General features: G+C 66.5%; 9 protein-coding genes and 4 pseudogenes. 2 read left to right on the top strand and 11 right to left on the bottom strand.

Features of this window, described 5'->3' with window-relative positions; genetic code table 11:
* Positions 1-70: 70 nt before the first annotated feature.
* The 7 genes and pseudogenes from JCM19049_RS18455 to JCM19049_RS03675 all read right to left on the bottom strand — a co-directional run bounded on the left by JCM19049_RS18455 (position 71) and on the right by JCM19049_RS03675 (position 6,624).
* Entirely contained in the window at positions 71-1,099 is a 1,029-nt protein-coding gene (locus JCM19049_RS18455; protein ID WP_279402406.1) for an MMPL family transporter, read from the bottom strand.
* 180 nt (positions 1,100-1,279) lie between these two features.
* Positions 1,280-2,283 (bottom strand): annotated as a pseudogene (locus tag JCM19049_RS03700) (MMPL family transporter); the annotation flags it as partial.
* Positions 2,284-2,639: 356 nt separating this feature from the next.
* Entirely contained in the window at positions 2,640-3,071 is a 432-nt protein-coding gene (locus JCM19049_RS03695) for a hypothetical protein (RefSeq protein WP_054820837.1), read from the bottom strand.
* Positions 3,047-3,523, bottom strand: a complete 477-nt coding sequence (locus JCM19049_RS03690) for a hypothetical protein (protein ID WP_054820836.1) — start codon at positions 3,521-3,523, stop codon at positions 3,047-3,049. Before JCM19049_RS03690 ends, JCM19049_RS03695 begins: the two co-directional genes overlap by 25 nt.
* A gap of 37 nt (positions 3,524-3,560) precedes the next feature.
* Entirely contained in the window at positions 3,561-4,208 is a 648-nt protein-coding gene (locus tag JCM19049_RS18450) for a TetR/AcrR family transcriptional regulator (protein ID WP_279402405.1), read from the bottom strand.
* A gap of 182 nt (positions 4,209-4,390) precedes the next feature.
* Positions 4,391-5,767, bottom strand: a pseudogene (locus JCM19049_RS03680) (dicarboxylate/amino acid:cation symporter).
* 212 nt (positions 5,768-5,979) lie between these two features.
* A complete protein-coding gene (locus tag JCM19049_RS03675) occupies positions 5,980-6,624 on the bottom strand; it encodes a cyclase family protein (protein WP_054820834.1) in 645 nt (214 codons plus the stop codon).
* Positions 6,625-6,781: 157 nt separating this feature from the next.
* Between JCM19049_RS03675 and JCM19049_RS03670 the strand changes: the two genes are divergently transcribed.
* Together JCM19049_RS03670 and JCM19049_RS18445 are read left to right on the top strand one after the other, a co-directional pair.
* A complete protein-coding gene (locus tag JCM19049_RS03670) occupies positions 6,782-7,171 on the top strand; it encodes a VOC family protein (RefSeq protein WP_054820833.1) in 390 nt (129 codons plus the stop codon).
* Between the two features lie 8 nt (positions 7,172-7,179).
* Positions 7,180-7,731: a hypothetical protein gene (locus JCM19049_RS18445; RefSeq protein ID WP_279402404.1), complete on the top strand. Its 552-nt coding sequence runs from the start codon at positions 7,180-7,182 to the stop codon at positions 7,729-7,731.
* A gap of 207 nt (positions 7,732-7,938) precedes the next feature.
* Here JCM19049_RS18445 and JCM19049_RS03660 read toward each other — a convergent pair.
* The 4 genes and pseudogenes from JCM19049_RS03660 to JCM19049_RS03650 form a co-directional block, all read right to left on the bottom strand.
* Positions 7,939-9,603, bottom strand: a pseudogene (locus tag JCM19049_RS03660) (DUF885 domain-containing protein).
* Between the two features lie 197 nt (positions 9,604-9,800).
* Positions 9,801-9,989: a hypothetical protein gene (locus JCM19049_RS18440; RefSeq protein ID WP_279402403.1), complete on the bottom strand. Its 189-nt coding sequence runs from the start codon at positions 9,987-9,989 to the stop codon at positions 9,801-9,803.
* Between the two features lie 153 nt (positions 9,990-10,142).
* Positions 10,143-10,328: an acyl-CoA carboxylase subunit epsilon gene (locus tag JCM19049_RS03655; RefSeq protein ID WP_054820831.1), complete on the bottom strand. Its 186-nt coding sequence runs from the start codon at positions 10,326-10,328 to the stop codon at positions 10,143-10,145.
* 51 nt (positions 10,329-10,379) lie between these two features.
* Positions 10,380-11,895 (bottom strand): annotated as a pseudogene (locus JCM19049_RS03650) (acyl-CoA carboxylase subunit beta); the annotation flags it as partial.

Genomic DNA, 11,895 nt, shown 5'->3' with positions numbered 1-11,895 from the left:
CGGCCGGGGGAGGCCGAGGCCAGCAGCAGGCGCGGGGCCTGCGCGGGGTTCTGGTTCAGGGTCTGTTCGCTCATGCGTTCACGCTTTCGGTGTGGCTTGCCCGGTCGTGGTGGTGTTCGTCGCGTTCCTCCAGCAGGGCGGTGAGCCCCTCGCCCTCGACGTCCACGTTCGGCAGGATCCTATCCAGCCACTTGGGAAGGTACCACGCCTTGTCGCCCAGCAGGTGCATCACGGCCGGGATCAGGGTCATGCGCACCACGAACGCGTCGAACAGCACGCCGAAGGCCAGCGCGAAGCCCAGCGGGCGAATCATCGCCAGGTGGGAGAAGATGAACCCGGCGAACACCGAGATCATGATCAGCGCCGCGGCGGTGACCACCGGGGCGGTCATGGAGAAGCCCGAACGCACCGCGTCACGGGCCGATTCACCGTGCACGAACCGTTCACGCATCGCAGAGACCAGGAACACCTGGTAGTCCATGGCCAGGCCGAACAGGATGCCGGTGAGCAGGATCGGCAGGAAGCTGAGCAGCGGTCCCGGGACGTTGACCCCGAACACGCCCGAGAGCCAGCCGAACTGGTAGACCGCGGTGCTGGCGCCGAACGCGGCGGCCAGCGAGAGCAGGAAGCCGCCGGTGGCCAGCAGCGGCACCACCAGGGAACGGAAGACCAGCAGCAGCAGGATCAGCGACAGGCCCACCACGATGCTCAGGTACGGGGCCAGCGCGTTGGTGACCACCTCGGAAACGTCGATCTGCGCGGCCACCTGACCGGTCACGGCCATGTCGGTGATGCCGGTGGCGGACTGGATCCGCTCGGCGTCATCCCGCAGTTCGTGCACCAGGTTCTCGGTGGCTTCCGAGGCCGGCCCGTCGGCCGGAATCACCTGGATCGCCACCAGCGAGCGGTCATCGGTCATGGTGGCCGGGATCGCGGCGATCACCGCATCATGGGTGCGCAGCTGATCGGCCACATCCAGGGCCAGCGAATCGGCCTGGCGCTGGTTCAGGTCCCCGGGCAGGTCGGCCAGCACCAGCAGCGGCCCGTTGTACCCGGCGCCGAACTTGTCACTGGTCTGCTGGTAGGCCTGGAACGCCATCGAATCGGCGGCCTCGGCCGAGCCATCGGGCAGGGCGGTGCGCATCTGGGTGGCCGGCAGGGCGATGGTGCCCAGCACCGCAACCACCACCAGGCTCACCGGGATCGCGGCCTTGGTCAGCAGCTGTACCCAGCGCGCCGACTTCGGCTCGGAAACCACCCCGGCGGCGGCCCGTTCACGGGCCCGCTTCGAGACGATCTTGTCGCCCACCAGGGACAGCAGCGCCGGCAGCAGGGTGATTGCCAGCAGCACCGCCATCAGCACGGTGAATGCGGCCGACAGGCCCAGCACGCTCAGGAAAGGCAGGCCCGGCACGGTCAACGCGGCCAGGGCAATGATCACGGTCAGCCCGGCGAAGACCACCGCGTTGCCGCTGGTGCCCACCGCCCGGGCGATCGACTCACCGACCTGCATGCCGCCCAGCACCTGGGTGCGGTGCCGGTGGATGATGAACAGCGCGTAGTCGATCCCTACCGCCAGGCCCAGCATCAGCGCCAGGGCCGGGGTAATGGAGGCCATGTCCACCAATGAGGAGAACGCCAGGGTGGTGCCCACACCGGCGCCGACGCCAGCAGCGCCAACAGCAGCGGCAGCCCGGCGGCGATCAGCGTACCTAGCATCACGATCAGCACGATCGCGGCCACCACCAGGCCCACCACCTCGGCGGCCCCGAACACCTCGGAGATGTCCTGCAGGATTTCCTTGGAGAACAGCACCTCCACGCCGGCGGCCTGCGGTCCGGTGGCGATCGCGGTGATCGCCTCACGGTCGGCCGGGGTCAGCGCATCGGTCTGCCCGCGGAAGGACACCTGGGCCACGGCGGTGGAACCGTCCTCGGAGATGAAGCGCATGTCCGAGGAGGCGCCCACCTGGCGGGCGGCGAAGTCCAGTTCGGCCCGTCCACGCTCCAGTTCACGCTCGGCCTGCGGCAGCTTCGCCTCGGCCTCCTCCAGCTCCCTGTTCTTCTGCTTGACGGTGGCTTCGCCGTCCTTCAGCTGCTTCTCGGCGGCGGCCAGTTCGGTTTTGCCGGCCTCGAACTTGGCCTTCTGCTTGTCGAACTCGGCCTGCCCGGCGTTCAGCTCCGCCCGCCCGGCATTGATTTCCTGCCAGCCGGCGGCCAGCTTGGCGCGGTTGGCATCCAGTTCCCTCTTGCCGGCGTCCAGCTGCTTCTTGGCCTGGGCCAACTTGGGGCCGGCCGCCTCCAGCTCGCCGCGCTTGGATTCCAGCTGCTGGCGTCCGGCGTTCAGCTGCTGCTTGCCCGAATCCAACTGGGCGCGGGCCTGGTCAAGCTGCTTCAGCCCGGCCTGGGCCTGAGCGATCTGCTTCAGCGCGGCATTCGCCTTCTTTTTGCCCTCAGCGGTCTGCTTCTCAACGGCCGAACGCTGTGCTTCGGTCTCGGACAGTGTTTGGTTCAGCGTCTGCAGTGTTGCCGTGTATTCGGCAGTTTTTGGTTCGTCACCGGCCTCCTGCGCGGTTTTCAGCGCAGCTTCGGTGCTCTTGATTCGGTCCTGCAGTTCGATGATGCCGGCTTCAAACTTCTTCAGCCATCCTCGGCCTGCTGCAGCCCCTGCTGGGCCTGCTTCTTGCCAGCGGCAAGTTCCTTTTCCCGTTCGACGCGGGACTTGCCGTCCAGGATCTTGTTCAGGTTCGCCCGGTACTGCTTTTCCCCGGCGGCCAATTCCTTGGCCGACGCATCGAGCTTCTGTTCCCCGGCGGCAAACTGCTTTTGCCCGGCCGCGTACTGTGCGTACCCGGACCGGTACTCGGCCATCCCGGCCTTCCACTGGCGTTCGCCGGCATCAAACTGGGCCTGCCCCTTGCGCAGTTCGGCTTCCCCCGAGCGCAGCTCTGCCCAGCCCTGGGCAAGCTTCGCCTCGGCGGCGTTGATCTGCGGTTCGCCCTGCTTGATTTCCTTCTGCCCGTCGAACAGCTGGGCCCAGCCCTCGGTCAGCTCCTCGCGCGCGTCCTCCAACTGCTGCTTGCCGTCGGCGATCTGCTGTTTGCCGTCCTCGAGCTCCTTCTGCCCGTCGTCCAGCTTCTTTTGCGCTTGGCCAGTTCCGGCTCGGCCTCATCAAGCTGTTCCTGCAGCTCGAACGGGCGGGCCACGTTCACAACCTCACGGTGGTGCTCCAGCTGATCCAGCGCCGACTCGATGGCCTGGGACTGCTGCTCGTTGAGCGGACGGTTGCTGGATTCGCGGAAGACAATCGCCCCGGAGCCGCCAGCCAGGTCCGGAAGTTCACGTTCCATCCGGTCCAGGGTGCGCTGGGTTTCGGTGCCCGGCAGGGAGAAGGTGTTGGACAGCTGGCCCATGAACAAGGTAGCGCTGGTGCCGATGGCGATGAAGACGGCCAACCAGATGGAGATCATCCGGAAACGGTGCCGGTGGGCCCAGGAGGCCAGGCGGTAAAGGAAGGAAGCCATGGGGGTTAAAGGTCCTTGTCCGTGGAATCGGAGGTGGTCAAAAGCGCCGGGAAGCCGTCACGCAGCTGCTCCAGGGCGTGGGTGAGCAGCGAATGCAGTTCCTGGATCTGCTGCGGGGAAATGTCCAGGGGGGCGTTGGCCTCGGGACCGGTGGTGATCGCCAGCTGGCGGGTCCATTCCTCGAAGGCGGCCTGCCCGGCCCCCAGCACGACGTGGGAGAAGATCCGCACCTCGAACGGGTCGGCCTCCGGGTACTTGCGCTCAATGGTGGTGATGATGTCCCGCGAGGAGTTCTGCCACTGGTTCGGCTGGCTACCGCCGGCTGGTGTGAGCAGTCCTCGGCGTAGATCCCCAGGTAGGCCACCGGTTCCAGCAGCTGCGGAACCCCGGCGCCCTGCAGGGCCCGGATGGCGGCGGTGATCAGCGGCAGTTCCTGGGTGGATTCGGCCAGCACCTCCACCACGCGGTCCAGCAGCCGCTGCAGCGGTTCGGCCAGCACGGCGTCCACGGTGGGGAAGTAGTTGAACAGGGTGCGCCGGGAGATGCCGGCGGCCTCGGCGATGGCGGTGGCGGTCATGGCCTCGCGGCCCTGGTTGCGCAGCAGCGTCAACGCGGCGTCTACAATGGCCTGCCGGGTTGCCTGCTTGTTCATTTCACGGCGGGTGCCGCTGGAGTCAGTTGTCACGAGTTTTACACTACGTGCAATTTTGCACTCGGTGCAAACCCTTTTTCGTGTGTTCGGTCACAGCCGGAACCCGCCTGGTGTTGCAGGGCCCGTCAACACGAAAGCGGGGCCGAATCCGTGATGGATTCGGCCCCGCTCTCTAATGGCTGGCCCGTAGCCGGACCGGCCCGGGATGAGCCCGGTTAGTGCACCGGCTGCGCCTGCGGCTCCGGCTGGGAGGTGGCGGCGTGCTCATCGGCGAACGGATTACCCGCCCGCGGCGCGTCGTACAGGTCCTGGTCCAAGATGCCCTCGCGCTTGGCCACGATCGTGGGCACCAGCGCCTGGCCGGCCACGTTCACCGCGGTGCGGCCCATGTCGATGATCGGGTCCACGGCCATCAGCAGGCCCACGCCGGCCAGCGGCAGGCCCAGGGTGGACAGGGTCAGGGTCAGCATCACGATCGCGCCGGTGGTGCCGGCGGTCGCGGCCGAACCGAGCACCGAGACCAGGGCGATCAGCAGGTAGTCGGTCAGCCCCAGGTCAATGTGGAAGAACTGGGCGACGAAGATCGCCGAAACCGCCGGGTAGATGGCCGCGCAGCCATCCATCTTGGTGGTCGCGCCAGCGGCACCGCGAAGGAGGCGTAGCCGGAGGGCACACCCAGGTTGCGTTCGGTCACCCGCTGGGTCAGCGGCAGGGTGCCGATCGAGGAGCGGGAAACAAAGCCCAGCTGCACCGCTGGCCACACCCCGGAGAAGTACTGCTTGATGCCCAGCCCGTGCAGGCGCACCAGTACCGGGTAGAGCGCGAACAGCACCAGCGCCAGGCCCACGTAGATCGCCAGGGTGAACTTGCCCAGCGCACCAATGGTGTCCCAGCCGTAGACGGCCACGGCGTTGCCGATCAGGCCAATGGTGCCGATCGGGGCGATGCGGATGATCCACCACAACACCTTTTGGATGATGGCCAGGAAGGAGGCGGAGAAGTCCAGGAACGGCTTGGCGGCCTCGCCCACCTTCAGTGCGGCCACGCCCACGGCGATGGCGATCACCAGGATCTGCAGCACGTTGAAGCTCAGCGACGTGCTGGCCGCCCCGTCCTCAATGCTGGTGTTGGCTCCCAGCCCCAGGAAGTTGGCCGGGATCAGCCCGGTGAGGAAGCCCAGCCAGCTGCCGGTCTTGCCGTCGTAGTTCTCCGGCATGTCCTGGCCGGTATTGGCGCCGGGCTGGAACACCAGCCAGGGTGATGCCGATCAGCACCGAGATCAGTGCGGTGATCCCGAACCACAGCAGGGTCTGCCAGGCCAGACGGGCGGCATTGGTGACCTTGGCGAGATTCGCGATCGAGGCGACCACGGCGAAGAAGATCAGCGGCACCACTGCGGCACGCAGCAGGGAGACGTAGCTGGAGCCGACGATCTGCAGGGCCTGGCCCAATGCGGTGGGCTCTTCGGCGGTGCTGCCGGTGTATTTGGCAACCAGGCCGAGGATGAGCCCGAGGATCAGGGCCGCGATGATCTGCGGCCCGAAGCCGGTCACCCAGCCGGGAAGTCTTTTGGTGTTCAGTGAAGTAGCCATGATCCACCACCGTAGGGGGCGTAACGTACCAGCAGAGAACCCATATTTCTTATTATTACGAAAGCCGAATTTTTGCTGATTGTGTCACGCCCGCCTGTGCCGCGCTTCACCGAAAGGCACGGAATAAAGCGTTAACCACGCAATGGTTCGTCATACTCGCCCAGTACGTTGCCAGACGGACCTGCGCCAGCCAATCCGTGCGGGGACGCGTGCTACTCGACCCAGGCCGCGGCCCGTACCGGGGCCCCGTCGCAGGATTCCAGGTTCAGGGGAAAGAATCCGATGCGGCAGGAATCGGGCAGCCCGGTGGCGCCGCGCAGGTTCTCCACGATCAGCCGGTCGCTGCCCAGCACCAGCTCGTGCACCGGAAACCCGGTGGCGTGTTCTTCCTGCCGGGTGTGGTCCGGGTTCAGCGTGTCCACGGCCAGCACCCGCATCCCGCGCTCGATCAGCAATTGCACAAGCGCCGGCTCCAGCACCGGATGCTCCAGGTAGGAGTCGGTGCCGTAATGCCGGTCCCACCCCGTGGCGATCACCACGATCGATGGAACCGATTCGGGAATCTGCCCGCCGAGGCGCTCCCGGCCAAGAACCTCCCGCGGCCGGGCCTGGCCCACCTGGATCACCACCGCTTGCGCGCACAGCTCATCCAGGTCGATCTGCGAGGTGCTGCGCCCCGCGGCGATTACGTGGCTTGGCGCATCCAGGTGGGTTCCGGTGTGCGAACCGCAGTGAACCGCGGTGACGGCCACACCGTCAGTCGCCTGCTGCAGCGCCGGCTGCAGTAGGACCTGGGGGTCCTGCGGGTAGACCTGCATGCCGCTGCTGATCGGGTGCGTCAAGTCAAGGACTGGCATGCGAACTCCTTTCCGTTGAATTGGCTCTCGAACCGGTGAGCGGCGCTTCTGCTTCCGGCGCGCCTGCTCCAGCAACCCTAGTGAACGATCAGGGGAGTGGGAAGGAGGGCCAGGCCAAACTACGATGGGGAAAACAGGTTGAGGAAAGGGCAGAACCGTGAAGATCTACATCACGAGCGTCTTTGTTGATGACCAAAGCAGGGCCCGCGATTTTTACACCCGCGTCCTGGGCTTCAAGATCAAGCACGACATCCCGATGGGCACCGACAGCTGGATCACGCTGACCGCACCCGGGGAGCTGGATGGACCGGAGCTGCTGCTTGAACCCTCCAGCCACCCGGCGGTGCTGCCCTTCAAGCAGGCCCTGGTGGCCGACGGAATACCCTTCACCTCATTCGCCGTCCAGGACGTGCAGGCCGAATACCGGCGGCTGCGGGGGTTGGGCGTGGAATTCACCCAGGAACCCACCGACATGGGGCCGGTGACCACCGCCGTCTTCAATGACACCTGCGGCAATCTGATCCAGCTGAGCAGCTACGCGGGCTAAGCGCCGCGGTGAGCGATTCCAAGCCCGCCGCTGCGGGGCAGACCGGTTCCTGGCATGTGCCCGCTCCCACCGACGGGGATCGGGTCTGGTCCCGGGTCGCCGCGTATGTGCGCTCCGGGGATTTCTTGCTGCACGGCTCCAGGACACCGGGCCTGCATCAGCTGACCCCCAGGACACCCATTGACCACAGTCCCGACACGTTTTCCAAATCCACCGCGGTGTTCGCCACCGAGGACCCCACCTGGGCCATCGCCTACGCGGTGCGCCCGGCCAACACCCCGGGTTTTCTCAACGCCTGCTTTTATCCGGGCAGCACACCCGGACGGGAGGCCGAGCGCCGGATCTTCCTCTCCTTTGCGCTCCCGGAGAACGGGCAGCCGCCAATGGACGCCGGGGTCGTGTACGTGCTCCCGGCCCAGGCTTTAGCCGGATGCCCAGTTACCTGGATCCGCAGCTCGGGTGATCACCGAATGCCAATGGATCAGCACCGACCCGGTGCCGGTGAGCGCCGCAATCCCGGTGCACCCGCAGAACCTTCCGCTCCAGCCGCGACGCCATGATCATCGCGAGGCTGTCCGCCGCGCCGCCGACGAGCCCCACGGCTTTCCCTGGCTGGTTCGTTCACGCGCTGCGAAGCGCTCGCCGTAGCTGCGGCGTCGGTAGGGCGGCAGCGACCGAAGGCGTTGACCGGATTGCGGCATGCCGGTGGGACACGGCAAGACCCGCACCGAGGACAGGTGCGGGTCTTCGCCACGGGCGGACGCTGGCTAGTCCAGCAGGGCGCGCTTGAGCGTGTCCAGGCCCACCGACCCGAGCTTCAGGCCCGGGTGTGGAAGGCCTTCACGTCGAAGTCCTCGCCTTCGCGTGCCGAGAGCTCATCGCGGATCTGCTCCCACAGCCGCTGGCCCACCTTGTAGCTGGGTGCCTGTCCCGGCCATCCCAGGTAGCGGGTGAACTCGAAGTCCAGCTGCCCGGGGGACTCGTCAAAGTTGGCCTTGAGGAATTCGTAGCCTTCTGCGCCGTCCAGGTGCCTTCACCCCAGGCTTGGGGGACCTCCAGCTCCAGGTGCACGCCGATGTCGAAGACCACGCGGGCCGCGCGCATCCGCTGCGCGTCCAGCATGCCCATGTGGTCGCCCGGGTCATCCAGGTACCCCAGTTGCTGCATCAGCCGCTCCGAGTATAGGGCCCACCCCTCGCCGTGGCCCGAAACCCAGCACAGGTTGCGGCGCCACTTGTTCAGCGTGTCCGCCTGCAGTTGCGCGGTGCCGATCTGCAGGTGGTGGCCCGGAACCCCCTCGTGGTAGACGGTGGTCAGCTCCGACCAGGTGGAGAACTCCTCCTCACCCGGCGGGATTGACCACCACATGCGTCCGGGACGGGAGAAGTCATCGGAGGGCCCGGTGTAGTAGATGCCGCCATCCTCGGTGGGGGCGATCATGCATTCGATGCGGTCCATGGGGGAGGGGATGTCAAAGTGGGTGCCGGCCAGGTCGGCCAGCGCCGCGTCGGCCTTCTGCTGCATCCAGGTGCGCAGCGCCTCGGTGCCCCTGAGCTTGCGCGCAGCATCCTGGTTCAGGATCTGCTTGGCCTCCTCGATCGTGGCCCCGGGCTTGATCTGCGCGGCGACGCGTTTCTGCTCGGCGATGATGCGGGCCAGTTCCTCAACGCCCCAGGCGTAGGTTTCCTCCAGGTCCACTTCCGCGCCCAGGAAGTAGCGTGAAGCCAGGGCGTAGTGTTCCCGGCCCACCGCATCCTTTTCAGGCGCCATGGGCAGCAGCTCCTCGCCCAGCACCTCGGCCAGTGACCGGTAGGCGTCCTTTGCCTGCTTCGCGCCGTTGCCAAGCGCCTGGGCCAGGGACGCGTCCACTGCGGCCCCGGCGGAGGCCAGCTCGTCGAAGAACCCGCCGTCCTTGGCGTAGTCGGTGGCCTGCTCGATCACGATCTTCACCTGCCGGCGGGCGGCGATCTGGCCCTTGGCGGCCGAGTCGCGCAGCGAGGCGATGTACCATCCATGGCGGCCGGGACGTTGGCCAGGCGCTCGGCAATGAAGCGGTAGTCCTGGGAGCTGTCCTGTGGCATCAAATCGAAGATCGCGCGGATCTCCTGCGCCTGGCTGGCGATGTTGTTCAGCTCGGTGCGTCCGGTGGCGATGATCTCCAGCTCCAGGCCGAGCCGTTCGCGCATCGCGTCGAGGGTGACTTGATCGACGGCGTCCTGGGCGGTGAGTGCGTCCAGCTTCTCCAGGGTGGCGGAGGTCAGCTCCGCGTATTTCTGCGTGCCGGCCGGGGAGTAGTCCCCGTAGCGGCTTTCATAGCCCGGCAGTCCCATTTCGGTTCCGATCTCCGGGAAGAGTTGCAGAACCTGCTCAAAGTATTCGTTGGCCACCTCATCGATGGCGGAGTCGGCGCGGGCCGATGTGTCCTTGGTCATGAGCCAAGCCTAGTGGACGTGAAATATTTGTTGAAGAGTTTTGCCGGACCAATTCCGAGGCTCTCGGCGTGCCCGAGAGAGTGCGGTAGAAAATGGAATCCGCCGATTAGGTATCTTGCGATGTGAAAACCCCACCACGAACTCCTCCAGCGGTCAGCGAGACGCGGTCGGCTCGGTGATACTGGCGGAGGCTGCCTTCACGGACCGTACCAGCCCTTACCCCGGTCGATGTCCCGTCGCGCCTTGCGCAGTGAACGAGCCGTCTGCTGATCCCGGCCCTCCAAGTCATCGGCGTGCCAGTCCAGGCTCTTGAAGGAACCGAAAACCACGGGCAGCAGGCATAGGGTGATGATCCCGCCGAGCACAAGAAGCGAGGCAAAGTCCATGTTGCGAGCCTAATCAGGACGTTGAGCACATGGCAATGCCCCGTTTCCCTGCGCTGCGGGCGCAGCGCAGGGAAACGGGGCAGGAAGCCGGTGACCGCGGTGTGAGCCTGCCGGGTTAGCGGCGGCCAATGCTCCATGGAAGCCGCGGAGTGCTCAACGCGCGGCGCTTGCGGATCCGGGTGACCCGTCCGGCCGGGGCCTGCGCGGCACCGTTCTGGTTCGGCTGGGAGCCATGGCGCTGAGCAGTGCGGTGACCGCCGCCAGTTCCTCCGGGCTCGGATTGCCGCGGGTTACGGTGAGCGCGGCGGTGGCCTGCCGTGTGGCGGTGTGCTGTTCCATATCCAGTCCTTCGAACTTTGCTCTGGGCGTCGCTGGGGGTGTAGGCGGGGCCTACAGCGGGATGTTGCCGTGCTTCTTTGGCGGCAGGCTCGCGTGCTTCTCGCGCAGGGCGCGCAGCCCGCGCACCAGCTGCAGGCGGGTGTCGCTCGGGGCGATGACCGCGTCGATGTACCCCAGCTCCGCGGCCTGGTACGGGTTGAGCAGCTCGGCCTCGTAGCCCTCGATGATTTCCTTGCGGCGCGCCTCGACGTCGCCGCCCTGGGCCTGCACCGCCGCCAGGTCGCGGCGGTAGAGGATGTTCACCGCGCCCTGGGCGCCCATCACGCCGATCTGCGCGGTGGGCCAGGCCAGGTTCAGATCCGCGCCGAGCTTCTTGGAGCCCATCACGATGTAGGCTCCGCCGTAGGCTTGCGGGTGATGACGGTCAGCTTCGGCACGGTGGCCTCGGCGTAGGCGTACAGCAGCTTTGCGCCGCGGCGGATGATGCCCTGGAATTCCTGGTCCTTGCCGGGCAGGAAGCCGGGCACGTCAACCAGGGTCACGATCGGGATGTTGAACGCATCGCAGTTGCGCACGAAGCGGGCGGCCTTTTCCGAGGCCGCGATGTCCAGGGTGCCGGCGAACTGCAGCGGCTGGTTGGCCACGATGCCCACGGTCGCGCCCTCGATGCGTGCGTAGCCGATCATCACGTTCGGGGCATAGAGCGCCTGCATCTCGAAGAACTGCCCGTCATCGACCACGGATTCGATCACGGTGCGCATGTCGTAGGGCTGGTTGGCGGAGTCCGGAATCAGCGTATCGAGCTGTTCGTCCTCCTCGGTCAGCTCCAGCTCTTCCTCGAACTCGGCCAGCGGCGCGTCGGTGAGGTTCGAGGAGGGCAGGAAGTCCAGCAGTTCCTTGCAGAACTCGATGGCGTCTTCCTCATCCTCGGCCAGGTAGGTGGCGGTGCCGGTGGTGGAGTTGTGCTGACGTGCCCCACCCAGGGTTTCCATGTCCACTTCCTCGCCGGTCACGGTCTTGATGACGTCCGGGCCGGTGATGAACATGTGGCTGGTCTTGTCCACCATGATCACGTAGTCGGTCAGGGCCGGGGAGTACGCGGCGCCCCCGGCGCACGGGCCCATGATCAGGGAGATCTGCGGAACCACGCCCGAGGCGTGCACGTTGTTGCGGAAGATGTCGGCGAACATCGCCAGGGAGGCCACGCCCTCCTGGATGCGCGCGCCGCCGCCGTCGTTGATTCCGACAACAGGGCAGCCGTTGCGGATCGCGAATTCCTGGACCTTGACGATCTTCTCGCCGTTCACCTGCGAGAGCGAGCCGCCGTAGACGGTGAAGTCCTGGGAGTAGACGGCAACCAGGCGGCCATCGACGGTGCCGTAGCCGCAGACCACGCCATCGCCCAGCGGCTTCTTCTTTTCCATGCCAAAGGCGGTGGAGCGGTGCACGGCCAGGGCGTCGAATTCGACGAAGGAGTTCTCATCGAGCAGCATGTCGATGCGTTCGCGGGCGGTGTGCTTGCCGCGGGCGTGCTGCTTTTCCACGGCCTCGGGGCCGGAGGGCAGCT

The sequence above is a fragment of the Arthrobacter sp. JCM 19049 genome (assembly GCF_001310435.1).
Note: the sequence above shows the minus strand (reverse complement) of the source record. Positions and strands in the feature narration are given on the sequence as shown.